Annotated in this window: 21 protein-coding genes; 15 read left to right on the top strand and 6 right to left on the bottom strand. The window is 44.8% G+C overall.

Features of this window, described 5'->3' with window-relative positions; all coding sequences use genetic code 11:
* The first annotated feature begins 178 nt into the window (after positions 1–178).
* From H6F74_RS02205 to H6F74_RS02185, 5 genes are all read left to right on the top strand, one after another.
* Positions 179–1,477 (top strand): Glu/Leu/Phe/Val dehydrogenase, encoded by a 1,299-nt coding sequence (locus H6F74_RS02205; RefSeq protein ID WP_190420099.1) that lies wholly within the window; start codon positions 179–181, stop codon positions 1,475–1,477.
* A 303-nt stretch (positions 1,478–1,780) separates the two neighbouring features.
* The gene (locus tag H6F74_RS02200; protein WP_190435608.1) at positions 1,781–3,487 is read left to right on the top strand and encodes an SNF2-related protein; all 1,707 of its coding nucleotides are present in this window, start codon (positions 1,781–1,783) and stop codon (positions 3,485–3,487) included.
* Between the two features lie 71 nt (positions 3,488–3,558).
* The gene (locus tag H6F74_RS02195) at positions 3,559–4,599 is read left to right on the top strand and encodes a hypothetical protein (protein WP_190435606.1); all 1,041 of its coding nucleotides are present in this window, start codon (positions 3,559–3,561) and stop codon (positions 4,597–4,599) included.
* Positions 4,600–4,800: 201 nt separating this feature from the next.
* On the top strand, positions 4,801–5,781 hold the full coding sequence (locus H6F74_RS02190; protein WP_190435604.1) for an ATP-binding cassette domain-containing protein: 981 nt from the start codon (positions 4,801–4,803) through the stop codon (positions 5,779–5,781).
* A 104-nt stretch (positions 5,782–5,885) separates the two neighbouring features.
* Entirely contained in the window at positions 5,886–6,674 is a 789-nt protein-coding gene (locus tag H6F74_RS02185) for an ABC-2 family transporter protein (RefSeq protein ID WP_190435716.1), read from the top strand.
* Positions 6,675–6,798: 124 nt separating this feature from the next.
* Here H6F74_RS02185 and H6F74_RS02180 read toward each other — a convergent pair whose 3' ends face one another.
* Positions 6,799–7,647, bottom strand: a complete 849-nt coding sequence (locus H6F74_RS02180) for an Rpn family recombination-promoting nuclease/putative transposase (protein WP_190435602.1) — start codon at positions 7,645–7,647, stop codon at positions 6,799–6,801.
* Positions 7,648–7,766: 119 nt separating this feature from the next.
* Positions 7,767–10,529, bottom strand: a complete 2,763-nt coding sequence (locus H6F74_RS02175) for a helicase-related protein (protein ID WP_190435601.1) — start codon at positions 10,527–10,529, stop codon at positions 7,767–7,769.
* A gap of 110 nt (positions 10,530–10,639) precedes the next feature.
* On the opposite strand from H6F74_RS02175, the gene H6F74_RS30350 reads away from it, so the two are divergent.
* The 5 genes from H6F74_RS30350 (at position 10,640) to H6F74_RS02155 (ending at position 13,384) form a co-directional block, all read left to right on the top strand.
* The gene (locus H6F74_RS30350; RefSeq protein ID WP_277875737.1) at positions 10,640–10,768 is read left to right on the top strand and encodes a hypothetical protein; all 129 of its coding nucleotides are present in this window, start codon (positions 10,640–10,642) and stop codon (positions 10,766–10,768) included.
* Positions 10,769–10,786: 18 nt separating this feature from the next.
* Positions 10,787–11,023 (top strand): hypothetical protein, encoded by a 237-nt coding sequence (locus H6F74_RS02170; RefSeq protein WP_190435599.1) that lies wholly within the window; start codon positions 10,787–10,789, stop codon positions 11,021–11,023.
* Positions 11,020–11,478 (top strand): HNH endonuclease, encoded by a 459-nt coding sequence (locus H6F74_RS02165; protein ID WP_190435597.1) that lies wholly within the window; start codon positions 11,020–11,022, stop codon positions 11,476–11,478. The genes H6F74_RS02170 and H6F74_RS02165 overlap by 4 nt, the downstream gene beginning before the upstream one ends.
* A gap of 91 nt (positions 11,479–11,569) precedes the next feature.
* Positions 11,570–12,352: an ABC transporter permease gene (locus tag H6F74_RS02160; RefSeq protein WP_190435593.1), complete on the top strand. Its 783-nt coding sequence runs from the start codon at positions 11,570–11,572 to the stop codon at positions 12,350–12,352.
* Between the two features lie 162 nt (positions 12,353–12,514).
* Complete coding sequence (locus tag H6F74_RS02155; RefSeq protein ID WP_190435589.1) at positions 12,515–13,384, top strand: aldo/keto reductase; 870 nt, start codon at positions 12,515–12,517, stop codon at positions 13,382–13,384.
* Between the two features lie 271 nt (positions 13,385–13,655).
* On the opposite strand, the gene H6F74_RS02150 is transcribed toward H6F74_RS02155, so the two are convergent.
* Positions 13,656–14,414, bottom strand: coding sequence for a ferritin-like domain-containing protein (locus tag H6F74_RS02150; protein ID WP_190435586.1), 759 nt, complete (start codon positions 14,412–14,414; stop codon positions 13,656–13,658).
* Positions 14,415–14,522: 108 nt separating this feature from the next.
* Between H6F74_RS02150 and H6F74_RS02145 the strand changes: the two genes are divergently transcribed.
* From H6F74_RS02145 to H6F74_RS02135, 3 genes are all read left to right on the top strand, one after another.
* Complete coding sequence (locus H6F74_RS02145; protein WP_190435713.1) at positions 14,523–16,118, top strand: gamma-glutamyltransferase; 1,596 nt, start codon at positions 14,523–14,525, stop codon at positions 16,116–16,118.
* A gap of 235 nt (positions 16,119–16,353) precedes the next feature.
* The gene (locus H6F74_RS02140; RefSeq protein ID WP_190435583.1) at positions 16,354–17,022 is read left to right on the top strand and encodes a fasciclin domain-containing protein; all 669 of its coding nucleotides are present in this window, start codon (positions 16,354–16,356) and stop codon (positions 17,020–17,022) included.
* 196 nt (positions 17,023–17,218) lie between these two features.
* A complete protein-coding gene (locus tag H6F74_RS02135) occupies positions 17,219–17,938 on the top strand; it encodes a heme oxygenase (biliverdin-producing) (protein WP_190435580.1) in 720 nt (239 codons plus the stop codon).
* A 231-nt stretch (positions 17,939–18,169) separates the two neighbouring features.
* On the opposite strand, the gene H6F74_RS02130 is transcribed toward H6F74_RS02135, so the two are convergent.
* Positions 18,170–18,607, bottom strand: a complete 438-nt coding sequence (locus H6F74_RS02130; RefSeq protein ID WP_190435577.1) for a DUF4332 domain-containing protein — start codon at positions 18,605–18,607, stop codon at positions 18,170–18,172.
* Between the two features lie 344 nt (positions 18,608–18,951).
* Between H6F74_RS02130 and H6F74_RS02125 the strand changes: the two genes are divergently transcribed.
* Both H6F74_RS02125 and cobW read left to right on the top strand, forming a co-directional pair.
* The gene (locus H6F74_RS02125) at positions 18,952–19,374 is read left to right on the top strand and encodes a DUF2267 domain-containing protein (protein WP_190435574.1); all 423 of its coding nucleotides are present in this window, start codon (positions 18,952–18,954) and stop codon (positions 19,372–19,374) included.
* 174 nt (positions 19,375–19,548) lie between these two features.
* Positions 19,549–20,595 carry a cobalamin biosynthesis protein CobW gene (cobW, locus tag H6F74_RS02120; protein WP_190435571.1) on the top strand — a complete coding sequence of 349 codons (1,047 nt, stop codon included), beginning with the start codon at positions 19,549–19,551 and terminating at the stop codon, positions 20,593–20,595.
* Positions 20,596–20,796: 201 nt separating this feature from the next.
* On the opposite strand, the gene H6F74_RS02115 is transcribed toward cobW, so the two are convergent.
* Together H6F74_RS02115 and mfd are read right to left on the bottom strand one after the other, a co-directional pair.
* Positions 20,797–21,162, bottom strand: coding sequence for a Mo-dependent nitrogenase C-terminal domain-containing protein (locus H6F74_RS02115; RefSeq protein ID WP_190435568.1), 366 nt, complete (start codon positions 21,160–21,162; stop codon positions 20,797–20,799).
* 718 nt (positions 21,163–21,880) lie between these two features.
* Positions 21,881–25,375 carry a transcription-repair coupling factor gene (gene mfd / locus H6F74_RS02110; RefSeq protein WP_190435565.1) on the bottom strand — a complete coding sequence of 1,165 codons (3,495 nt, stop codon included), beginning with the start codon at positions 25,373–25,375 and terminating at the stop codon, positions 21,881–21,883.
* Between the last annotated feature and the right edge of the window lie 139 nt (positions 25,376–25,514).

Genomic DNA, 25,514 nt, shown 5'->3' with positions numbered 1-25,514 from the left:
GAAACCCGCGTACTGGACAAAAGAAGAAACGGGTTGAGAGGATTTTTGTATGTTTTTTACCTATTTATTAACGACCATAGCCAAAGCAATTCGTTTCCACTTCCGTGAATCTACTTAGTAAGGAAGTTAAATTTGCATCTGCATACCAACCCAATCGTACAAGAGGAGAAATAGTGGGATGTCAGATTCATTATTTGCTGATGCTAGTCAAAGATTGGAACAAGCCTTGAAATATGTTTCTCTTTCCGACGATGCAACAGAACACCTAAAATATCCTAAAGCAAGTTTAGCCGTTTCAATTCCCGTCCGGATGGACAATGGCACTTTGAGAATTTTTCAAGGTTATCGGGTTCGGTACGACGATACCAGAGGGCCAACCAAAGGAGGCGTGCGTTATCATCCCAATGTATCAATGGATGAAGTGCAATCATTAGCGTTTTGGATGACCTTTAAATGTGCAGTGCTAAATCTACCTTTTGGCGGTGCGAAAGGGGGAATAACGCTAAATCCCAAAGAACTCTCGAAGATGGAGTTAGAAAGGTTAAGTCGAGGTTATGTGGATGCGATCGCAGACTTTATTGGCCCTGACATAGACATTCCCGCACCCGACGTTTACACCAACCCAATGATTATGGGTTGGATGATGGATCAATACAATATCATCCGCCGTCAAATTACCCCCGCCGTTGTCACCGGAAAACCCCTATCAATGGGCGGTAGTTTGGGTAGAGATGCCGCCACAGCCACAGGTGCTTTTTTTGTAATAGAAAGCATTATGAGCAAACTTAATCGCCCACCCCAAGAAACAACAGTAGCCGTTCAAGGATTTGGCAATGCTGGCGCAGAAATAGCCGAATTACTCTCCAAAGCAGGTTATAAAATCGTTGCAGTGAGTGATTCTCAAGGTGGCATCTATACCAAACAAGGATTAGATATTCCTAGCATCAGACAATACAAAAGATCCAGCCAAGGAATCAAAGCCATCTACTGCAAAGGCACAGTTTGCAACATCCACGAACACGAAGTAATCACCAATGAGGAACTTTTAGCGTTAGATGTTGACATTCTGATTCCCGCAGCTTTGGAAAATCAAATTACTGAAGCAAACGTGCAGGACATCAAAGCCAAATATATCTTTGAAGTTGCTAACGGTCCAATTAACTCAGTAGCTGATAAAATTCTCGAACAACGGGGAATCCATGTTTTTCCCGATATTTTAGTCAATGCAGGCGGTGTCACAGTCAGCTACTTTGAATGGGTGCAAAATCGCAGCGGACTCTATTGGACACTAGAGGCAGTAAATCAACAATTAAAAGAGAAAATTGTCAAAGAAACTGAGCAAATTTGGGCAATTTCTCAAACATTAGCCATTTCAATGCGAACAGCGGCTTATGTCCATGCCTTAAACAGATTGGGAGAAGCCATCAACGCCAAAGGTACGCGAGACTACTACATTAACGGTCGAGTTTACGGGTAGCAAGTAGTTGAGTTAAACAGAACCTTCAGAAAATAGGGCAGGGAATTTCCCTGCCCTATTTCATTGATATAATTCATCTGATAACCACAGCAAACCCCCGAAAGCCAGCCTAACTCTACTTAGACGATGTTTGAAAAGTGCTTTTTCTAACGTTATAGGTTAAATATCCCCCTAAATCCCCCTTTTTAAGGGGATGGGCGTAGGTATCTCCAAGATTTCAGCGTCACATACATAATTCAAACATCCTCTTAGAGAAACCCTGTTTCTGGGAACATTTGCGATTTTACAATTACCAGTTACACAATGCCTCACTTCTATTCCTTTAACTTCGAGAATTCGCCCGCCTTAGAAGCCCTTAAAGAGAGACAAACCGACGCCTGGGAATATTATGAAGTCCGCTTAGAATTATTTAACTTATCCGTACTAGCAGATTATGACCAACTGGTGTGTTTACCCACCCTCACCAACATAGACAAACATTGGTATCAAATAGAAACCGCCAAAAAAGTGTTGAAACAACTTGGAGGACGTGCCTTACTCGCCGATGAAGTCGGACTAGGCAAAACCATTGAAGCAGCAATAATTTGCAAAGAATACCTCGTCCGAGGCATGATTCAATCCCTCCTAATTCTCACCCCAGCCTCCCTTGTATCGCAATGGCAATTAGAATTACAAGAAAAATTCGGCATAGAAACCATCACCACCGACGATAAACAAGTTCAAAACGCCGCCGAATTTTGGACATCTAACAACCGAATTATTGCTTCCATCAACACAGCCAAATCTGCTAAACACTTTCCCCACGTTACCGCCCGTGCTTGGGATTTAGTAATTGTCGATGAAGCCCACCATCTCAAAAATCGCAATACTCTCAACTGGAAGCTTGTTAACGCCCTAAACAAGCGATTTATTTTAATGCTGACTGCCACACCAGTTCAAAATTCTCTGGTAGAACTATTCAATCTTTTAACGTTATTAAAACCAGGACTTTTAAAAACAGAAGCTTTATTCAAAAAAGAGTATGTAGACTCCAAAAATGGGCGAGTCCCCAAAAATTCCGAGAAACTGCGGCTACTGATGCGGGAAGTCATGGTGCGAAACACCCGTTCTCTAGTGGATGTCAAACTGCCCAAAAGATTCGCCTCCACCATCACAGTCCAACCCACACCCAGCGAGAAAAAACTTTATCAATCTTTAACTGATTATCTGCGTTCCTATGCTGAACAAATGGACAGATTGACGCGCACAAGCTTGTTAATGCGTGCTGGTAGCAGTCCGACTGCTTTAACGGATTCCCTCAACAATCTAACTGAACGGTTTGAGCATAAAGAACTTAAAGCATTACTGAAACAAGCATCTCAAATTAAGCAAGTTGAGAAAGCGCATCAGTTGATGGAGTTGTTAAAACAATCTACCCAAAAAACTTTGGTTTTCACAACTCATAGAAAAACCCAGTCCTATTTAGCCTCTTGTTTAACTGAAGCGGGGATTAAGTTCGCTGAATTTAGCGGAGATATGTCTTTAAAAGAAAAAGATGCAGCTATTGAATTGTTTCGGGATACTGTGTCGGTGTTGTTAGCATCTGAAACGGGGGGAGAAGGACGTAATATTCAGTTCGCCAACGTGATAGTAAATTACGACTTACCCTGGAATCCGATGAAAATAGAACAACGAATAGGTCGCATTCACCGGATTGGGCAAACTCAAGATGTTTTTATCTTTAACTTTTGTCTGGCTGGTAGCATTGAAGAATATATTCTGCGAATCTTGCACGACAAAATCAATATGTTTGAACTGGTTGTAGGGGAGATTGAAACCATTTTAGGCAATCTCGATGAAGATTTTGATTTCAGCGAAGCCGTGATGGAGATTTGGTTGAAAAATCAAGCTAAACCGGAATTAGAAACAGCTTTTGACCAATTGGCAGATGATTTATTGAAAGCCAAGCAGAGTTATCAAGAATCTCATGAACTGGATGAGAAAATTTTTGGTGAAGACTTTGAAGCCTAATGTATAATTCTAGTTCCCAGACTGGATAGGAACTAGAAAATAAAAAGGAACTTAATTCTATATTTTGTAAAATGACTGAAGATCCCTTGCTAACAACTCTGGAAAAAATTGTCTCTCTGCACGAAGGTGTAGCGGAATCAGCCAATCCTCATACTTTGAGTGTGCTATTAACAGAAAACGTAGCAGAGACTCTGGAACTCTCAGAAGAAGTCACCTTTAGCACGAGAGCAGATGTTCCCAACAGCCATTTTGTCAGCTACAATTCAGAGATTTTAAAAAAATTTGAATCGCTTCTCGAAAAAAAAGGATGCGTCAGCGCCTTGGGCGTAAAATTAGATGGCTACCTGAAAACTACAGGTTTCGAGAAACTGGTTTCGGAGCGAATCAGACCCTTAAACGGTTTACTGCGTGTAGGAGAAGCCAAACCAGAAATTACTCGATACATCTTGTGTAATGTGGCTTATTTAGCAGAGGCGGATGAAAATCGCCAGGGAATGGTTTCCTTTTTTATCAACGAACTAACGGGAGTTTCTCCGGTAGAAATTGGGGACGCTTTATTATGGAAGTCTGATTGGATTGCTGTTGATGATACAAGTTTGCCGCAGTCTCAAACAGATGAATTTTTGTCTATTTTGATCCAAAAACAAGCTGAGGATTTGATTAGACGGGATTTGGAAGCTTGGCAAAACAGGTTAATTCGGAAGCAACAGCGAGATGAAGAAAGACTTAAGGGTTATTACGGCGCTATTGAGCAAGAAATTCAATTAAAAATCCACAAAAAAAAGCTGGAAGGTGCTGATAGGGAGAAAGAATTAGACAGGATTGCGGCAACAGAAATTGAGTTAGAACGGAAATTGGCAGATGTGAGAAAGCGTTATGCAATTAACCTAAAGGCACAGTTGCATAGTGCTTTGGTTCTACATTTACCGACAATTCATATTCAATGTGAATTGGTGAGGAAACGCACTAAGCGGACGGTGACTGCTGTTTGGAATCCTTTTACTAAGCTGCTTGAACCATTGCGGTGCGAAAAATCAGGAGAATCCACTTTTAACTTTTATTTAGATGATGAGGCAACAATTATCTCACCTGCTTGTTGGCGAGAAAAGTAACATCAGCAGAACCTAGGGAATCGCCCTTGGAACGAAACTTAATATCCCGTAAACGAGAGCAAGTTTTTGGGTTTCTACACGGTAATAGCAACCTACAAATTACTGGAAACGAGAATTATATAAGTCTTGCCATAGTTGGATAGCCACAACTAACTGTCTCTGTAATCATTAAGGTAGATCCATAGAGCCTAAGTAATTGCAATGCCCATAGTCTCGGTTGAAAACCTGAGCAAAGTCTATCCCGTAGCTGTCAAAGAACCCGGACTCAAGGGAACGTTACAGCACTTTGTGCGCCGCACTTACCGCCAGGTTAAAGCTGTGCAAGATGTCTCCTTCCACATTGAAACAGGGGAAGTGGTGGGGTTTTTGGGTGCCAATGGTGCAGGAAAGACTACTACGCTGAAAATGCTCACCGGGCTGATTCATCCCTCAGCGGGTGTTGTGAGAGTAGCTGGACACGTTCCCTTTCGCCGTCAAGCGCCTTTTTTACAACAAATAACTTTGGTTATGGGGCAAAAGCAGCAGCTACTCTGGGACTTGCCAGCGATGGACTCATTGAGAATAAATGCTGCTGTTTATGACATCCCCGATAAAGAGTTTCGGCGTATCTTGGGAGAACTGACTGAGATGCTTTCGCTAGAAGGTAAGCTGACTCAACCTGTGCGGAAACTTTCCTTAGGGGAACGGATGAAGGCTGAGTTACTGGCAGCACTTTTGCACCGGCCCAAGGTACTGTTTTTAGATGAGCCGACGCTGGGATTGGATGTGAATGCACAGGTGGGGGTGCGGGAATTTTTGCGGGAGTACAATCAGCGGTATCAGGCTACTGTACTTTTAACCAGCCATTACATGGCAGACATTACGGCACTTTGCCAGCGGGTGCTGTTAATTCACCAAGGACAGCTGATTTACGATGGCAGTTTGGATGGACTGCTGGAACGTTTTGCACCGTGTCGCGAGGTTAAGGTGGAATTGGCGCATCCCCTACCTGAATCTGAATTGCCCTACGGCGAAATCAAAGCTTTGGATGGCCAATCTGTGCGTTTCTTGGTGCGTCGGGAGTTGCTGACTCGCACGGTGGCAAAGATGTTGGCAGAATTGGAGGTGCTGGATTTGACGGTGACTGAACCGCCTATCGAAGAAGTTATTGGTCAAGTGTTTCGGGCGGGAGAGGTTGTATAAAATACCCGACGACTGTTGGCGGAGCCTGCGCGTTAGCGCTTAGTCGCGGCTACACAAACAAAGCCCACCTGCGCGGGCTAAGAAATAAGAAATAAAAAAATATGATGAGTTCATTTGTCAGAAAAGCTCAAGTTCTTCTCTTGACGTACTACGCTCATATGGTGGAGTATCGGGCGGAGTTATTTTTGTGGGCGCTGTCGGGTTCTGTACCTTTTATCTTGATGGGTATCTGGATGGAAGCGGCACAGGGCGGGAGGTTTGGGCTGTCGCCTGTGGATTTTGCCCGCTATTTTATCGCGGCTTTTCTTGTTAGGCAGTTTACGGTAGTTTGGGTGATTTGGGAATTTGAAAAGGAGGTAGTGCAGGGGAAGTTGTCGCCGCGACTTTTGCAACCTTTAGATCCGGTGTGGCATCACGTTGCTGCCCATGTTTCCGAACGCTTTGCCCGTTTGCCGTTTATTGTGGGGCTGGTGATATTATTTTTCACGCTTTACCCGAAGGCTTTGTGGTTTCCTGGTGTGGGGAGAATTTTGTTGTTTTTTGTGGTGGTAGCGATCGCTTTCACTCTCCGCTTTCTCATACAATACACTTTTGCTCTGTTCGCCTTTTGGACGGAACGCGCTAGCGCGATTGAACAATTCTGGTTTCTGCTATATCTATTTCTCTCTGGTATTGTTGCACCCCTAGAAGTTTTCCCGCCAGCTGTGCGCGAAGTGGTGCTGTGGACACCGTTCCCGTATTTGATTCATTTCCCGGCGGCGTTGTTGGTGGGTTTACCAGTGGATTTAGGGCGGGGTTTGTTGGCAATGTTTGGTTGGAGTTTGCTATTTTTTGTGTGGAATCGTTGGATGTGGAGGCAAGGTTTGAAGCAGTATTCGGGGATGGGGGCGTAAGAGAAAAGGCAAAAGAAAGATGATTTGTCTAATTTGAAAGTTGATAATTTCTCCGGGCGCAGAGGAACAGAGGGAATAGTGCGATCGCGTTTACTCAGTGGAGTTGCCTATCTATTGACCCGATTTACTGATAGATTTGCCGCAATTCATCTATAGTGTTCACACTCATCACTCCCCGCTGAATTGCTTTTAATAACTCTAAGTCCGAAATCTGAGATATTTCTGGCATTAGCTGTAACCCCTCAGTGCCGAATTTTACCTCTAAACCGAGTTCAATACTTGCTAGCCGTTCTTGGCGTATCCCCTTTTGCTCGCCCTGTTGTAAAATTTCCTGATACCAAGGAGATTCTTGTAATACTGCCATATCCCACCTCATTATTTGCTGGACTAAACTACTTCCTAATACGAAAGTAGCAAAAAATGCCATGACTGTTTCAAAATCACTAAATCGCTCATCGGCACGTAAAACTTGCAATGCTCTTTGTAGTGTGGATTCTTCTGAACCATTCTTCAAGACGGGTACAAAGGGGATGACAGGTGAAGATGGTTCGGCAAATGCTACCTCAGCATCGACTTCCCAAAGATTTATTACGCGGTAGTCTTGACGTGCTTGCAAGCCTGCAAATTCTGACTCGTAGCGAGTGGGAATTTCAACGTCACCTTCTTTTATGATATTAACCAGTACGGGATAGGTGGGTAGGTTGTATTTTTCTCCTGCCAGTGCTGCATAAGCCCGCATCCGTTTGGGCATAGTAGGCTTGTAACGCAGTTGTATCTCATTGAGTACCAAAAAATCCCCGTACTCGACACTTTTTGCTTTGATTAGCGCGTCATTCTCGCGGCTTATCCACTGGAATTCAGAGTTAAGAATTTCTCCGACTACTATGTCGGGAATCTGTGTTGCCCATTTCGCCCAGATTTCTGGTGCGAGACTGATTAATCGTTTGCTGCTGATATCTGCGGCTTTTGGCATAAGAGTAGATGCGATCGCTTCTGTTGTAGTTTATGGGTAAACGAACCACAGAGGCGCAGAGGAGTGCGATCGCGCGATGGTGGTGAGGATGCGATCGCGTCTTTGATCTAGTAATTCGTTCATTGAGCATTAAGCCAATCCTTGACAGCATCCCCCTCATTCTTTGGTTTCAGGTACAGGGCGCATTCTCGGATAACATCTTCAGGTTTAATACCCTCTTGGTCACACCAGGCTTGAATGCAAGCATCACTCAACTCTTCAACTTGATCGTAATCAACCAAAGCCGTTTCGGTATCTTCAGTACAAACAATTTTATCGAGGAGGTTGACAACAGTCGGCTCACGCAGTTGTTTAGTTTTGGGGTCATAAACAAGCCCGTGATACTTGCCATTGTGATTCAGCAGAACGTAAATTGAAGGGCTATGCTCTGAGTAAACTTTGGCACTAATAATGTCACTAGGGATAGTCTCAGCATAGTTACGATTATCCTGTAGTTTTGCTGTGTGCTGGAAGTAGGGTGAGACATCCAGCTCGGCTATAGCTTCTAGGTCTAATTGCCCCGATCTTATAGTTACTTCTGATGCCACATCTGACATATTAATTTTTTGTGTAATGCTGGCAGTTAAGACAGGCAAATCAGTCAACTTTCTAGATTCCCCATGACGTGCCATAAGATTTTCCCAGCGACGCCCGATACCTATCAAATCATATTTAAGATTTGTCTCATCCGTCAGGGTAGGAATAAAGGTATATACTTCAACATTTCGGGGAGAATGCCAAAAACGCAGTATGCGTCCAGCACGCTGGACTGGGCTAATGGGAGTCCAATCGATGTCATAATTCATGACTACAGACGCATCCTGCATATTGACACCGACCCCATGAGCATCTGTTGAAATGAAAACATCATAATTTTCCTCATACTTGCCTTCAGCATCGTTAGCCACTGGTGCAAACTGTTTAATAAGTTTCTCTATTTCTTTAGTTTCCTTCATTTCGTATTTATGAATAGACTCTCCCTGCTCTATGGTAGTAACTACACGCATCGAAGGCATTAATTCAGCTAATGCTTGTACCAAGTAAATAATAGTTGCTCGCCGTTCGCAAAATATAATAGCCTTTTCTGACCTTTGCTGAAGTTCTTGAAGAATCAGACAAAGCCATTTTAGTTTAGTGTCACTCTCAAAATCGTACTCTAGCAGTTTTTCTATTATAGGTGACATAAATTTCTGTCTTTCCTGGCGCGTAAATGCAAACTCCAGCTTTCCAAGTTTATACTGGTTTTTTCCTCCAGGGGTATCGATAATATTTTCAAGCACTCCGCGAATTGCTAAAGGTGAACTTGACCACGCTATTTTAACCAATCTCCTTATGAGTTCTCTAAACATTGGATTACGTGAGTTTAGATCGAAATAGCCATCAATAATAGCCTTGCTGAGTTCTTTTTCCAGTGGTAAAGGGAAAGTGATAGTATGTAATGTTACCTTTGGAATATATTTCTTATCTTCCCCGAAGGTGATGTAAGTCTCTTGCCCATCCGGTTGACCATAATATTTGGCTACGTGAGGTGTAGTTAGTTGGGAAGCTACTGGTAAATGAATAAATTCATCAGTCTCAGTGATATGCCATGAGCGTGCATCATCTACATATTCATCCAATAAAGCACGGCTTTCAGCAGTATGTGGCAATAAAAATAACTGATTATTTATGTTGTCAATATCTCTTGCATAAGGAGATCCCGTCAGAAGTAATACTTTGAGATTATTTCTTTGAAAAAGTGTTCTCAGCCGGATAAATGCCCTAGCTTCTGCTGGCTGCTTTTTCATATTGAATAAATCCTGCTTAAAGCGGTTTCTAAAAGTATGGCTTTCGTCAATAATCAGCAGCCAACGCTGTTCGTGAATATTCTCTGCAATTTGTTCAAATAATTCAAGGCTGCTATCTTGAGCGGAACTTTCTTTGTCCAAGGCCTGACGAATAAAATATTCGCAAGGTAGAGCAGCATCACGCATTTCGCGCTTCCAAATGTTGCGGACTGGCTTTGGGCCAATAACCATAACATTATCAATCTCGTCTTCTTCACGAAGGTGTAATGCCACATGAACTGCAACTACAGTCTTGCCTAGACCAGTAGAAGCTACGAGCATCGAACCTCCAAAATCACGGATTTGACGCAGCGTTTGAGCAATCATGTCTATCTGGTAACTAACAGGTCGTTTTTTATAGTTACTCTTGATAGATTGAAGGTCTTCTAGAGCCAGCATGGTCTTTAGATAGACATCCCAAGGTCGCACAAAATTAAGCCAACTTCGTAAGGCTTCTAGTAGTTCCTCAGTGATATCTTTTGCTTGTGCAAAATATTCATCAAACTCCTTCGCAAGTGCGGCAACTTCGTGAGGTTTAGTTATCACATTGCCGGACTCAATTTGCTCCATCAAACCACGTCCGGTTAGGTTGGACGAAGCCATAATAGCTACCTTACAGTCAACTATGTAGAGCTTGGCATGATGGTCTGTAGCCCTAGCATCTACAAGGCGTAAACGACCGGACTCCATTTTTTTTACTAAATCAAGCACGGTCTGTCGTCGATCTCTGTCCAAGCCAGTACGCAGATCGCGCATGATTTCATCGATCAGAGCTTTTCTTGCTCGATCCTCGCCGGGGTCGTCAATACCAACCAGGAGGTAAACACGCTTACCAGTTGTGTATCTTCGGATCAGTCCCCAACCCCTTATAGTGAAAAAACCGGAGGCGATCCGAATCTCTTTTTTGCCATCTTGAAAGTAACGGCTTATGTACTCCCAGGCTTTCTTTCTATCAAACCAACTTTCCCGCGAATTACTTACTGAGTCGCCTATGTCATCTCCTGTCAGTTTATTCATTAGAGTGCTCCACTGCTGTATTCAATGCGGTAGCAAGTAACTTTTGCGTAGTTTCCGGTAGCAATTTTGTCAAATTGTACCTTTAACCGTTTCTGTAGAAGTAACAAAACTTGCGTCTACTGGGTTTATTTTGGAATATAGCGATCGCATCCCCAACCACCAGTAGCAAAATGCGATCGCTCTTAGGCATGAAATGGGAAAGGGAAAGCGCGATCGCTATAATAGTACCAAATAACTAAAGCCACTATAAAAATGTTATGGCTCCAGTAGTAATTAGACCCTCATCTTGGCTAACAACTGGCATCCGAGTTGAAAAAGTCAAAAATATGAATCTTTTCAAGTTTACTGAAGAACTCCAGTCCCGAATGGAAGAACTTTTGGAGAAAAAAAAGGCTGATTCACTCATGCCAGAAGAAGCTGCTGAACTGGAGGGTATAGGAGAATTAGATATGATTTTTACCTACATCAACGCCCAAATTGCTGCTCAACCGTGACGATTTCAAACAAGCTCCAGCAGTTGGTGCGGCAACGAGCAAAATATTTGTGCGAGTATTGCCATTCTCCTGAATTTTTGAGTACATCTCTACTCACCATTGAGCATTTATTGCCGCAGTCTTTGGGAGGTTCTGATGTTGCCGAAAATTTAGCCTTAGCTTGCCGTCGCTGTAATGAACGTCGTTATAATTTTATAGTTGGAGTTGACCCGGAAACTCAGGAAGAAATTACCCTATTTAATCCTCGTCAGCAACAGTGGGCTGAACATTTTCTCTGGACAGAAGACGGTACAAAAATTTTAGGTATTAGTCCTACAGGTAGAGCTACTTGTAATCGTCTTGACTTTAATGATGAGTTTCATAATGATGGTTTTATTCAGAAATCTCGTCGATTTTGGGTGCAAGGCGGTTGGCATCCTCCCAGCGACGATCCGCGTCAGGAAAGTGAGGGCTAAAGGCGGTATTCGTCTAAATCGCTGACGCGCATCGCTTCGCTAAAGCAAATCGCGTTATCTTCAAAATGGCAGATTTTAACAACTTAAGAAGATGCAACGATATTTGAGGGTACTGGGGTTATTTTGGAATACAGCGATCGCTGCTGAACTTGAATATCGAGTAAACTTTGTCTTGGCAGCATTCAGCAGTTTGGGAAACCTCGCCGGGAGTATGTTCGGGTTGTCCTTGTTCTACAGCAACGGTTACACTTTTGACGGATGGAGTTGGGAAGAAGCTTTGGTGGTGTTGGGAATTTTTACACTTTTACAAGGCTTTTCGGCTACTTTCCTAGTTCCTAATTTAAACCGCATTGTGGATCTGGTTCAGCAAGGAACTTTAGATTTTGTACTTTTAAAGCCAATTAGCAGCCAATTTTGGCTTTCTACTCGCACAATTTCCCCTTGGGGTTTGCCGGATTTATTATTTGGAATTATTGTAATTGCTTATGCTGGTTTCAAGTTAGGTTTGCATAGTGGCGACTATTTTCTAAGTGCAGTTCCGCTACTATTTGGTTTTGCAATTCTCTATAGTTTGTGGTTTATGCTAGGTGCGACTAGCATCTGGTTTGTGAAAATCTACAATGTTACTGAGGTACTGAGAGGTTTTCTGGAAGCTGGGCGGTTTCCAATGGTTGCTTATCCTACTGCTTATCGTTTCTTTTTTACCTTTATAGTGCCAGTAGCATTTTTAACAACTATACCAGCGGAGACGATGCTAGGACGTGGCGAACTTAGTTGGATAGTAAGTGCAGGTGTGTTGGCGTTGGTTCTATTAGTTGCTTCGCATTTTTTGTGGCGGTTTGCGTTGCGTTTTTATACCAGTGCTTCGAGTTAAAATTGCCCTCTTAGACGTAGAGACACGGCATTGTCGTATCTCTACAGGGTGTTGATAGACAGAATTTGCGATCGCGTGTTGAGAACTAACCGTCAGACAGACGATTTCTATCCCCCGATCTTTAATCAATTGAAGGGTAGAAGACCAAAGCAAGGTTTAACGATGCAAACGAAAGAACTGGGAAATACTGGTGTAAAAATAAGCGCGATCGCACTCGGTGGAATGCCGATGTCTTTAAGTAGCAGACCGCCGGAATCAGAATCAATCAAAGTCATCCATCGCGCCCTCGATTTGGGTGTCACAATGATTGATACTGCTGATTCTTACTGCAAAGATGAATCAGACAAGCACCACAACGAAAGACTAATTAGTAAAGCGCTTTCATCTTATGGCGATACAAGTAATGTCATTGTTGCTACTAAGGGCGGGCTGATGCGCCCGGATGGTAGCTGGACTCGCAACGGCAATCCGAAGCATTTACGGGAGACGATTAAGATTAGTTTTGAAGCTTTGGGTGGCAAAAAGCCGATTGATGTTTGGCAGTATCACGCACCAGATACAGATTACACCATTGAAGAGTCGCTAAAGCCAGCAAAAGAAGCTGTGGATGAAGGTTTAATTCGGTTTGTCGGCGTTTCCAACTTTTCCGTGGAACAAATTAAACGCGCCCGTGAGGTTGTTGATATTGTCTCGGTGCAGAATCAGTACAATCCTTGGTATCGTCAGCCAGAGTTTGATGGTGTGCTGGAATATTGCGAGAAAGAAAAGCTGACGTTTTTGCCTTGGAGTCCGCTTGGTGGTAGTCGGCGGGTGGGGAATTTGGAAGATATAAAAGCGATCGCTACGCTATCCCAAGAAAAAGGCGTATCAGTTTACTGTATTGTCTTGGCGTGGTTGCGGGCAAAGTCTCCAGTTGTTGTACCTATTCCGGGCGCGAGTAAAGTTTCCAGCATTGAAGACTCGGTACGTGCTGTCGATGTGCAACTATCTGATGAGGAAGTAGCAAAAATTGACAGCGCTACAGGATCTTGAAACTTATTTTCTAACACCAGGCGATGTTCGTAATCGCGGCTACACAGACAAAACCTGGCTTCGCAGGTTGTAAAGACACGAAATTTCACGTCTCTACATTAGTCCGCGCAGGCGGACTTTGTTCGTGTAGCCGCGATTTCAATCGCCAGGGCTAAGTTTTGTTCGTGTAGCCGCGATTTCAATCGCCAAGGCTAAGCATTGTTCGTGTAGCCGCGATTTCAATCGCCAGGGCTAAGCTTTGTTTGTGTAGCCGCGATTTCAATCGCCAGGGCTAAGCCAGTGCTAGTTCTGACTCTTCCTCAGACTCTTCTGTAGGAACGCCATCCTGAACCAGTGAAGACATCTTTCCGCTTTTCTGCATCATATTACTCACCATTGCCAGCAGCGCGTTTACCTTGCGAGTCCGCCATTCATCCACAATCTGTTGCACAGTCGCCTCAGGGAAACGACGCTGTAACGCCTCGTAAAGATAAGCTGCGTGTCCGGTTTCGTCGTCGGCGATGCTGAGGAGTCCCTTTTTCAAGGCGACACTGTTCGACTCATCCTCTGGCAATACGTTAGCCATGCGAACGAAGTCTTTGCTGGCATCTAGTTCTAGGATATAAGTGCTTGCTATAAACACCGTCCAGTCAACATTCTCTGGTTTTATGGCTTCTGGCGGATATCCCTGAAAGTAAGCCTCGAAGAAGGGACTGCGACGACGTTCGTCTGGCTTTCCTTCGGTTGTGGTTTTGGGAATACTCTTAAAGTCGATGACTTGCTTGTTGATTCGCTTCAGGGCCTGGGCGAAAATTTGACCGTGACGCTTTTCGTCGGAGGCGTGACGGGCGAGTTTTTCAGCTAACCAAGTATCGCCTTCTGCGGCGGCGCGATCGCTTAAAGCTTGCAGAAACGGAACTGAACCAGATTCAGCTAGTTGAAATCCAGCAATAACGTTGGGGCGCGTCAGCGGATCGCGGATCTGGCTGGCACCAATATAAGCGCTGGCGCTGGAACCAGCTAGGTGTAAAAGGTAAGTAAAGAAGTTCATTCGTAAATTTAGTTGATTATGAGGAAGCTACAAATGCGATCTTATCGTTGCTAATGGCTAATTGCTAATGGCTAATTGCTAATGTTCCAAGGAAAAGGGTGTGAGGTGATGTTAGAAAATTTGACTGATTATCCTTATTCTTCCGCCCGACGAGTCGTGATGGGGCAGCGGGGCGCTGTGGCCACTAGCCAACCTCAAGCGGCGATCGCAGGCATGGAAATGCTGTTGGCTGGGGGAAATGCGGTGGATGCGGCTGTAGCGATGGCGATCGCACTTACAGTTGTCGAACCTACTTCCAATGGCATTGGTTCCGATGCCTTTGCTTTAATCTGGGATGGGCAATTACACGGTTTGAATGCTTCTGGTAAAAGTCCCCAAACCTTGTCGCCGGAACATTTTGCTGGGATGTCGCAAATTCCTTCTTTGGGTTGGTTGACTGTAACTGTGCCTGGTGCTGTGTCAGCTTGGCGGAAATTATGGGAACGTTGGGGAAAGTTATCTTTTGAGCAATTATTTGCACCAGCAATTCGCTATGCCGAAGAAGGTTTTCCGGTGTCGCCGGAGACGGCGCGAGCTTGGAAACGGGCGGCTGATATTTATTTACCTCTAACTGCTCCAGAATTTCAACCGTTTAAAGAGGTATTTTTCCCTTCCGGCCGCGCACCTGCGGCTGGGGAAATTTGGCGTAGTCAAGTTCATGCCAAAACGCTGAAAGCGATCGCGCAATCTGGCGGCGAAAGTTTCTATCGCGGCGAACTAGCAGAAGCGATCGCGTCCTTCGCCGCCAACACAGGTGGCATTCTATCAAAATCTGACTTAGCCGCCCATCAAGCCGACTGGGTGCAGCCAATTTCTACCAATTACCGTAACGTTACCGTCTGGGAAATTCCCCCCAACACTCAAGGTATCGCCACATTAATTGCTTTAAATATTCTTGAAGGTTACGACTTATCCCAGTATCCCCGCGAATCAGCTTCTAGCTACCATCGGCAAATTGAAGCGATGAAGTTAGCTTTTGCCGATATCCACCGCTACGTTGCAGATTCTAACTTCATGGAGATGCCTGTCGAACACCTTTTAGATAAAACTTATGCAGCTCAACGTCGAAGTTTAATTGGGAAAAATGCGATCGCGCTAGCCGAACCTGGGCTACCCAAAGGCGGAACCGTATATCTCGCCGCCGCTGACTCAGAACTGATGGTTTCCTTCATCCAATCCAACTATAGTGGCTTTGGCAGTGGCATTCTCATCCCCGGTACAGGCATCGCCCTGCAAAACCGAGCATCGGGATTCACCTTAGAGGCGGGACACCCAAATCAAGTCGCAGCAGCTAAACGTCCCTTTCACACGATTATTCCCGGCTTTTTGACGCAAGACAACCAACCCTTAGGGCCATTTGGTGTCATGGGCGCACCGATGCAACCGCAGGGACATCTACAAGTCGTGGCTAACTTGGTGGACTATGGAATGAACCCCCAAGCCGCACTCGATGCCCCCAGGTGGCGGTTTATCGCCGGAAATACGGTGCTTTTAGAGCAAGCGGTATCCCGGAATATAGCACTGGCTCTGGCTGAGTGCGGTCACAATGTGCAAATTAGCGCCGAACCTGGAATGTTTGGTAAAGGTCAGATTATTTTACGGCGAGGCGGGGTACTTGTCGCCGCCTCCGAACCTCGTGCTGATGGTTTGGCACTAGCGTGGTAAATCTCGTTCCCCGCCCCCGACTGGTAATGGATTCTGTCCCACTCTGCCCCCCTTTCGGGCCGAAAAATAAGGCTTGCACGAGGTAGAACCTTATTCAAGGCATTGCCAGTCGGAGACTGGGAACGAGAGACGAACTTTTAACTCTCTCTCTCTTTTGGCTGAGTACATTCCTCAATTTATCCATTAAGTTTTGTTAACAGGCTATTTAACTTATCTTTACAACAACAGGTAATCCATGAAAGCAAGCAAACAGATTTTAGGAAAACTTTTGTTCAGTGTTCTTAGTGTTGGTAGCCTTGTAGCTCTGTCTGCCTGCGGCAACCCAGAGACCACAGCCACAGCTCCTACTAGCGAGTCTCCCGTTGCAGAAGCTCCCGTCACTACAGAATCACCAATTGCAGAAGCTCCCACAGCTACAGAATCACCCGCAGTTACAACTGAAGACAAAAACCTCGGAGAACTTGCACAATCAGCAGCTAGCGCTGGTTCCTTCACGACGCTAACCAAAGCAGTGCAAGCAGCAGGCTTGACTGAAAACCTGACTGGTAGCACTCCTTACACAGTATTTGCTCCGACTGATGCAGCCTTCGCCGCCTTACCAGCAGGAGTTTTAGACAAGTTACTGCTGCCAGAGAACAAACCAGCGCTGGTGGAGCTTCTGAGCTACCATGTGGTGCCTGGGAAAATCTCTTCTAGCGAACTGAAAGCTGGAGAAGTGAAAACAGTTGAAGGTACTCCCGTCACCGTCGCGATTGATAGTTCCACCAATGACATCACGGTGAACAATGCCAAGGTGATCCAGCCAAATATCCCAGCCAGCAACGGAATTATCCACGTCGTTGATAAAGTAATTCTGCCTCCCGATGTGCAAGCAGGTCTTGACGCTCCCAAGACGGCACAGTAAGCGATCGCTTAACGCTTTGTCACTAATTCATCAAACTCTTGAAGGGTGGGCATTGCCCGCCCTTTTTAGCTGTCCCTTGTAAGAATTCTTAACACCATTTCTCATGAAATCGGTCTACTGTAACGTTTTAGATGCTTTTTCAGCCTTTTGAAAAAAAGTTACGCTCCTCAGTAGACATTAGGGACAAAAATTTAGCATGAGCAGCAATTTAGCAACAAAATTGCGTGTGGGAACCAAAAAATCTCACACAATGGCAGAAAACGTTGGTTTTGTCAAGTGCTTTTTAAAAGGAGTAGTTGAAAAGAACTCCTACCGGAATCTAGTAGGCAACCTCTACTTTGTCTATTCAGCAATGGAAGAAGAGATGGAACGGCATCGCCAGCACCCGCTTCTCTCCAAGATTTACTTCCAAGAGCTGAACCGGAAAAAGAGCCTGGAACAAGACCTCAGCTACTACTACGGAACCAACTGGCGCGAGCAAGTCTCTGCCTCACCAGCCGCAGAAGAATACGTCAGCCGGATTCGGGAAGTATCTGCCAACTCGCCAGAATTATTAATCGCCCACTCCTACACCCGCTACCTGGGCGACTTATCCGGCGGTCAAATTCTCAAGGGAATTGCTCAACGGGGAATGAACCTCAGCGAAGGGCAAGGCACCGCTTTCTATGAGTTCAACGACATTCCCGATGAGAAGGAGTTCAAAGCAACCTATCGCCAAGCGATGAACGACCTGCCGATTGATGATGCCACCGCAGATAAAATTGTGGACGAAGCCAATGCTGCTTTTGCCATGAACATGAAAATGTTCCAAGAACTGAATGGCAACTTGATCAAAGCAGTTGGTCAAATGCTGTTCAACTCAATTACACGCCGTCGCACTCGCGGTAGCACGGAATTAGCAACTTCCGAAGGATAAAGCATAAGGAATGAAGGGATTTATTCTTTCTTCCAAATAGCCTTTACTTCTGAATTGAGTTCTGATTTCTAGACAATATCTCATTTTTTCAAACAATCCTGAAAACTTGGTGATGGTGGTGCCATTATCATCGAGTTTTCAGGATTGTCTGCTTTAATTCAATAATTGTAGGTTGGGTTAAAGGAGAGTCAAATCTAACAAATGCTTCAACAGAGCGACAACTTGACATTTTTAATTGCTTAGAAGACGTGCTTGTTGAATCCATTGCACAACTTCGCCTCTTGATGGGCATAAATCCCGGCGTTGCATTGTTGCCACTTGCAGGCGCAAAATTTGTTGATGTACCTTGTGGATGTGCATTTGAGCTAGTTGCGCGGTGGAAGCAATCCCAGCATGAAGCAGCAACCCGCAATATTGACAACCTACACTAGGAATGCGGGATAAATCGGCCAGAGCCACCCATTTAGAAACGTGGTGAATATGAACTTGTAACTTCTGTGAGAAGGCGTGTTTTTGCTGTTGGCTATGGCATTGCTGTAATAGTTGCAATGTAGTTGTAATTCCACACTCTATCAGTCGAGCTTGATCTTCAGAACTTATTCCAGGCAATTGCTCAATTCGCCAATTAGTCGGTTTCAAGCGATTTTGAACAGAACGATGAGTATTCATTTTCCTTGCGTCACAGCTGGTGGACTTTTTGAAGGGCATACAACAATTGTAGGTACTGCAAGCAAGACAAGAGCAACGTCCGACCTCAGCAACCACTGTATCAAAACTTCTACACCCAAAAAAGCCACAACCTGCCTGTAATTTAAGAATATCCACTTTATCAGATACTAATTCCCCTAGCAACTGACAGCAGTATTATCTCTTGAGTTCATCCCGAAAGTTAGTATAAAATATTTCCCTCTGCGGAGAGAAGCACAACAAGAATTTATTTTTTAAAGTAACTAAAGCTGAAGTTTTCTTACTTAGCAAACCAACTTTATTACTTTTACTTGGAGGAGTTTTTCATGGAGTCACATCACCCTTTCTTAGAAAAAGTCAGACAAAAAGCTGAGTTGAAGGATCTGGATGAAGCTCGCCGTGCTACAGAGGTACTGTTTCGCACCATGCGCGATGTAATGAGCAATGAAGCAGTAGAGCGAGTAGAAGAAGAACTAGATAAAAATCCAGCCTCCGATGAAGTAGAAGACCTTTGGGAAGATACTAACCCCATCGTCAATTTTTTGAGCAAAATTAGACCCCAGTTAAAAATTAAGCCGGAAAACTTTTTAGTAAGACTGAGACAAGAAGGAAATTTACCAGGAGCCGACGCAGAAAAAATTATTAAAGCAATATTTTCTGCTACGAAAGAAGAGTTATCTCCTGAACGTATGCAGGAAATTGCTAGCTTTCTACCTGGCGAAATTGCCGAAATGTGGGAGCAAGCTTAATTAGCCTTGCATAGGAACGCCTAAGTAGGTAAAAGTAAATAAACCGAACTCTAAGGTGGGCTTTTGGCCCGCCTTAATTGATAAGACAGTATTTTAAGCTTGTGTTAATAATCCTAGTTGTGCTAATTTAGAAAGCTGTTGATTACAAGTTACTAATTTAAACTTTTTCAAAAAATGGCTGCAAAACTCCCCGTAACAGTAATCACTGGCTTTCTAGGCAGTGGCAAAACAACTTTGATTCGCCATCTACTACAAAATAACCAAGGACGACGCATCGCCGTTTTGGTGAATGAATTTGGTGAATTAGGTATTGATGGCGAATTACTGCGTTCTTGTGGCTACTGTCCAGAAGATGGGGACAGCAGCAGTAATATTGTTGAATTGACGAATGGTTGTCTGTGCTGCACAGTGCAGGAAGAATTTTTGCCAACGATGCTAGAGTTGCTGAAGCGGCGAGATAAACTTGATTGCATCTTGATTGAAACATCGGGACTGGCTTTACCAAAGCCGTTGGTGAAGGCGTTTCGCTGGCCGGAAATTCGGAATGCGGCTACTGTGGATGCTGTAATTACAGTTGTCGATTGTGAGGCTGTGGCTGCTGGAACTTTTGCTAGTGATCCAGAGGCGGTAAATGTACAGCGTCAAGCAGATCCGAATTTGGAACACGAAACGCCTTTGCAAGAATTGTTTGAAGATCAGCTGGCGTGTGCAGATTTGGTGGTGTTGAATAAAACTGATTTGGTGGATGCTACGCAGCAAGCTGGGGTGGTGGATTTGATTAAAGGAGAGTTGTCGAGAGCTGTTAAGATTGTGGAAAGCAATAGATCGCAACTCGATCCCTCTGTTATTCTTGGCTTGCAAGCTGCTGTAGAAGACAACTTAGATGCGCGTCCCAGTCATCACGACACGGAAGAAGACCACGACCACGATGAGGAAATTTCTTCTGCTCACGTTATTTTAAACCGTGCTTTTGATCCCCAGCAGTTGCAAAAACAATTAGAAGCACTGGTGCAACAACAGGAAATTTACAGAATCAAAGGTTTTGTTGCTGTTCCCAATAAAGCGATGCGGTTAGTATTGCAAGGTGTGGGAACAAGATTCGATCAATTTTACGATAGACCTTGGCAACCAGAAGAGAATCGGCAAACTCAGTTAGTCTTTATTGGTCAAAAACTCAATCCAGTGGAAATTGAATCGCAGTTGGCAGCATTAGCTGGGTGAAATTTATTGTAAGCGATCGCATCCACCATATCTTACTCTTGCTAACCGGATAAGCGATCGCTACTGCCATAAATTATTCACTTGCTTAGATAATGCTTGCGGATATCTCTGTGGAATCTTCTAGGTGCAAGACATTCTAGCCGAAAAAGCCCTCAAATCGTATAATCCAACTGTTGCCTTCTTAAAAGTAGCAAATTCTATTTAGCAATACGACTGGATATCCTGCCCACACCGATCTACTAAATAACACAGAGCGCGAAAACGCAAGCCTACCAGTTGCTCGTAAAGTGGATTTAGCTTGCACAATGGGGGAATATGCGCGATTATGCGACCAAAAATCTTGACATCGCGTTCAAAAGGACACTGTGCAGGAATAGCCTTGGCGAGGAAATGAGCCATCTTAGGGGTACGAATCTCTATCCCGTCCAGCCATTGACGCAATGGTTGCAAGATATCAAATTGTCGCTTTTGTAATTTCGCAGGCTTGGCGGCGTGTACGCTTTCTGCTGAAGCTATTGCTAAAGCTTGTAGGGCGCTAGGTTCTTCTTTCGTGCATATCCTACTCATAAGTTCACCTTGTTGATATTCGGTTATTTGAGTAATTTGCTCATCTCTATTTACCACGGTACAAACCTTAAAGAATAGTATGGTGAAAGTCTGAACAAAGTTTCTGATAGTTTCATAAAGTTTTGATGAAGTAATCAGAGAATCAAACTATGACACATAAAAATAGCTAAGGCAAGCTTTGCCTAGCAAATTTCTGCTTTTATGTTAAGGGGTCGTTAATATTGATAAGCGCTATTTATAGCTAGGTAAAAATTAGCTTTACAGGACTTACGCAGTTGCCGTGAACTAAAGTTCCGGCTCAAAGCTCAAACCCATTGAAATGGGTTGGTTTGAGGTTTTTTAGTCAGTTTCAACTGACTAGGGGTTTCAGCCAGGAAATTGATTTCCTTCCAGTGCGTAAGTCCTACTTTAGTTAAATGAGAGTTCCGAAGACACTTATCTAACCTCAGTTAGCCACTAGCTATTATTTATTGCGTCTATAAGTTTATTGAAACGCAGCTTGCCGCGAAATCAGAAGTACCCAACGGAGTAATTTTTTTTACCTCAATTAGTGTATTTTCTTACTAGAGATTGAGAGCTGTAGCCAAAGCTACAATTTTCTAGAAATTACCGACAATTATTAGGAAAGCCAATTTTTTACTTGGTAGCTATAGCACTCTATTGTAGGTTGGGTGAGGTTCCTCAAGCCAACCTACAGAATGTACTATTTGAGTTAAATTTAAACGAGTGCGGGTTCTGGCAATGCTCCCTGCATTTTACCCAACCAAGTTATCAGACTTTCCATCTGTTGATCGGCACTTAAGGCACCTAAACCGCGAACAGTGACTTTACCAGGGGTATAGACAAAACGAGTTTTCAGGTGTTCTGGCAGATTTGCCCGTACCAGGTTCCAGGCGGGTTCCTCCATTGGTGTCTCTAAGATAACGTGTTGTTTGCCTTCGGGCTTGATGCGACTGAAGCCTAGAGACTTGGCTATTTGCTTAAGTTCCATCACCCGCAACAACTGAGTAGCAGATTTAGGGATGTTACCATAGCGATCGCTCCACTCTGCGGCAATACTTACTAATTCTTCCTTAGAACGAGCCGCAGCAACAGAGCGGTAGGCACTCATCTTTTGATCCAAATCTGGGATATAGTCAGCGGGGATGAATGCAGTCAGAGCCAAGTCAATCTGAGTATCATCAACTTGGGGAATTTCCTGTCCGCGAATCTCTTTAATGGATTCTTCCAACATTTCCATGTAAAGGTCGAAGCCAATTGCATCCATTTGACCAGATTGTTCTGCACCCAACAAGTTACCGACACCGCGAATTTCCATATCGCGCATCGCCAGTTGATAACCAGAACCTAACTGAGTAAACTCCTGAATTGCTCGTAAGCGTTGCCGTGCGGCATCAGATAGCGCCTTGTGTTTGGGATAAAATAACCATGCGTGAGCTTGGATTCCCGCACGTCCAACTCTTCCTCGCAATTGGTAAAGTTGCGATAGACCAAATTTCTGCGCGTCTTCTATTAAAATTGTGTTGACTCTGGGGATATCCAAACCGGATTCAATGATGGTGGTACACAGGAGGATATCTGCTTCGCCAGCACTGAAAGCAAGCATCGTCGCTTCTAGTTCAGATTCGTCTAGCTGACCGTGCGCGATCGCTAGTTTAACTCCCGGCACCATTTCCCGCAAAGCGGTGGCAGTTTCTTCAATTCCCTCAACTCGCGGAACAACGTAAAACACTTGTCCCCCTCTGTCAAGTTCTTGGCGAATTGCAGTGCGTACCGCATCAGGATCGTATCCCGCTAGGTGAGTTTTAATCGGACGACGAGAAGGCGGCGGCGTGGTAATTAAACTCATTTCCCGAATTCCCGAAAGTGCCATATAAAGTGTGCGGGGAATCGGAGTTGCGCTGAGAGTTAGCACATCAACTTGAGTTCTGAGAGACTTTATTTTCTCCTTTTGGTTAACGCCGAAACGCTGTTCTTCGTCCACCACCAACAACCCTAAATCTCGCACACGAATATCCTTACTAAGTAGCTGGTGAGTACCAACGACTATATCTAATTCACCCGTCGCCAGCCGCTTAATAATGTTGCGACGTTCTTCAGCGCTGCGGAAACGGTTAAGCAAACCAACTTCAATCGGGTAAGGAGCGAAACGCTCTTTTAAAGTGTGGTAGTGTTGCTGAGTCAGGATAGTAGTAGGGGCGAGAAAGGCAACTTGCTTTCCGGCGGTGACAGCTTTAAAAATTGCTCTAATAGCGACTTCCGTTTTACCAAAACCGACATCACCGCACACCAAACGATCCATTGGGCGATCGCTTTCCATTTCCCGCTTCACATCTTGAGTCGCCTTCAACTGATCCGGCGTTGGTTGATAAGGGAAAGAATCCTCCATTTCCTCTTGCCAAGGCGAATCAGCTGGATAAGTAAAACCTTGCTGTTGCGCTCTTTGAGCATACAATTTCAGCAAATCAACCGCCAGTTTCTTAATCGCCTTGCGGACTTTATTCTTAGTATTTTCCCAAGCCTTACCGGACATTTTATTAAGTTCCGGCGCTTTCCCATCCGTGGCGCGAAACCGGGATAGAGAACTCAGCTGATCCGCAACGACTCGCAGCAAACCATCAGCATACTGCACCACCAAATATTCGCGGGTTTCGTTGCTGACAGTCATACTTTCCAACTTGACAAACTTGCCAACGCCGTGATTTCTGTGAACCACATAATCGCCAGGACGCAGTTTGTTGGGGTCAATTTGCTTAGAAGCAGCGCGGCGACGCTTTCTGATATAACTGGGAGTTGTTAGAGAATGCTGTCCAAAAAACTCCCGATCCGTCACCACAACCAACCGGAAAGTTGGCAGAATGAAACCTTCGAGTTCCGCAACCCCAGAATACTTCAGTGCGATGGGAGTCTTGTGAATTTGCAACTTATCAATTGCTGGGAAATCGCGAGGATTAGGGACAAACTGCGCCGGACAATCGTGTTCTTGCAGCAAAGCCACAGAACGCGAAGGTTGAGCAGAAACAATCCAAACCGCGAAACCGCGATCGCGTTCCTGACGCAAAGTCTCCGCAATTTTGGCAAACTGATGAGGCGTCACCGGAACCGGACGACTAGCAAGATTTAACCCCTGACCTTCCTCAACCAACTCCGATAAATACAACCGCTGAAAAGCTTCTGTCGCCGCCAGAGACTCATCAAAAGCACGGTGAACTTTTGGTAATGGGGAAGAATCTTGCTCAGCCAATTTCCACTGTTCCTGAGCATGTTCCACCCAGCGATCGCTATGAGCGCGACACTGATCCGGCTCATCAATCGCTACTAAAGTATTCTCAGGCAAATAATCCAACAAAGAAGCAGGTTGCTCAAAAGCCACCCCCAGCAATCGCCGCGTACTCCTCTGGTCTTCCCCCGCGTCTAAAGAGTGGTTCTCTTCCAAAGCCGCCCGCACAATCGGACTAAAATCAGTAGGAGTCAAAACCAGACGCTCAATCTTATCAAGCGATCGCTGAGTAGCCGGATCGAACTCCCGCATCTGGTCTAACTCATCCCCGAACCACTCCAGACGCACAGGTAACTCAGCCGAAACCGGGAACACATCAATAATATCCCCGCGCCGACTCCACTGCCCCTCCATTTCCACCAAAGGAACCCGCGCATAACCCAGAGTCGCCACCTTCTTACTGAACGCTCCCAAATCCCCGATCCCCCCTTGATCCCCCCTTATTAAGGGGGAGTTGGCGGAGATCGTTACGCAGTAAGGCTTAAAAGCTTCAGGGGGCGGTAAATGCGGTTGTAGGGCGCGTTCCGTTGCTACAATTGCTAATCGTCCGTTGTCAGTTGCCAGCTGTCCGTTGTTCGTTGGCACTGACGACTGACCGTTGACCAAATCTGCCAACACCTGCATCTGCCCCCAAATCATCTCGGATTCCGGGTCAAAAGGCTCGTAGGGTGACGCTTCCGAAGTTGGATAAAAGTGTACCGTCGCGAAGCCCATCGCTTCCAGAGCCGCGCAACAACGGCTAGCTTCCTCAAGAGTGGCACACACCACAAACAAATTTTGCCCAGAGGCTTGTGCCAGGGCGGATGCCACTAAATTTTTTGGCAGGCGAGGAATACCGTTGAGCTGGAGATAGCGCTGACGGTTTAGCTTAGAGACCAGTTCTGTAGTGAGAGGCGATCGCCCTAAGGCACGAATAATAGAAGAAAATGCCATTAGTTGGAGGAAATACTTAATTCGTTCTGACAAAACAGCAGGAGTATATCTCCCTACCTTCATCATTTTAGAAGGCAGATCAAATCGAGACTGGTCTACAGGCAGATTTCTGCTCTACCGAATCTGCTAATTTCTCTAT

The organism is Trichocoleus sp. FACHB-90 (assembly GCF_014695505.1).
GTDB lineage: Bacteria > Cyanobacteriota > Cyanobacteriia > Cyanobacteriales > FACHB-T130 > Funiculus > Funiculus sociatus.
Note: the sequence above shows the minus strand (reverse complement) of the source record. Positions and strands in the feature narration are given on the sequence as shown.

Coding starts and splice junctions, on each gene's coding strand:
- H6F74_RS02205 (WP_190420099.1), top strand. CDS start 179: ATGTCAGATTCATTATTTGCTGATGCTAGTCAAAGATTGGAACAAGCC.
- H6F74_RS02200 (WP_190435608.1), top strand. CDS start 1,781: ATGCCTCACTTCTATTCCTTTAACTTCGAGAATTCGCCCGCCTTAGAA.
- H6F74_RS02195 (WP_190435606.1), top strand. CDS start 3,559: ATGACTGAAGATCCCTTGCTAACAACTCTGGAAAAAATTGTCTCTCTG.
- H6F74_RS02190 (WP_190435604.1), top strand. CDS start 4,801: ATGCCCATAGTCTCGGTTGAAAACCTGAGCAAAGTCTATCCCGTAGCT.
- H6F74_RS02185 (WP_190435716.1), top strand. CDS start 5,886: ATGAGTTCATTTGTCAGAAAAGCTCAAGTTCTTCTCTTGACGTACTAC.
- H6F74_RS02180 (WP_190435602.1), bottom strand. CDS start 7,647: ATGCCAAAAGCCGCAGATATCAGCAGCAAACGATTAATCAGTCTCGCA.
- H6F74_RS02175 (WP_190435601.1), bottom strand. CDS start 10,529: ATGAATAAACTGACAGGAGATGACATAGGCGACTCAGTAAGTAATTCG.
- H6F74_RS02170 (WP_190435599.1), top strand. CDS start 10,787: ATGGCTCCAGTAGTAATTAGACCCTCATCTTGGCTAACAACTGGCATC.
- H6F74_RS02160 (WP_190435593.1), top strand. CDS start 11,570: ATGCAACGATATTTGAGGGTACTGGGGTTATTTTGGAATACAGCGATC.
- H6F74_RS02155 (WP_190435589.1), top strand. CDS start 12,515: ATGCAAACGAAAGAACTGGGAAATACTGGTGTAAAAATAAGCGCGATC.
- H6F74_RS02150 (WP_190435586.1), bottom strand. CDS start 14,414: ATGAACTTCTTTACTTACCTTTTACACCTAGCTGGTTCCAGCGCCAGC.
- H6F74_RS02145 (WP_190435713.1), top strand. CDS start 14,523: ATGTTAGAAAATTTGACTGATTATCCTTATTCTTCCGCCCGACGAGTC.
- H6F74_RS02140 (WP_190435583.1), top strand. CDS start 16,354: ATGAAAGCAAGCAAACAGATTTTAGGAAAACTTTTGTTCAGTGTTCTT.
- H6F74_RS02135 (WP_190435580.1), top strand. CDS start 17,219: ATGAGCAGCAATTTAGCAACAAAATTGCGTGTGGGAACCAAAAAATCT.
- H6F74_RS02130 (WP_190435577.1), bottom strand. CDS start 18,607: ATGAATACTCATCGTTCTGTTCAAAATCGCTTGAAACCGACTAATTGG.
- H6F74_RS02125 (WP_190435574.1), top strand. CDS start 18,952: ATGGAGTCACATCACCCTTTCTTAGAAAAAGTCAGACAAAAAGCTGAG.
- cobW (WP_190435571.1), top strand. CDS start 19,549: ATGGCTGCAAAACTCCCCGTAACAGTAATCACTGGCTTTCTAGGCAGT.
- H6F74_RS02115 (WP_190435568.1), bottom strand. CDS start 21,162: ATGAGTAGGATATGCACGAAAGAAGAACCTAGCGCCCTACAAGCTTTA.
- mfd (WP_190435565.1), bottom strand. CDS start 25,375: ATGGCATTTTCTTCTATTATTCGTGCCTTAGGGCGATCGCCTCTCACT.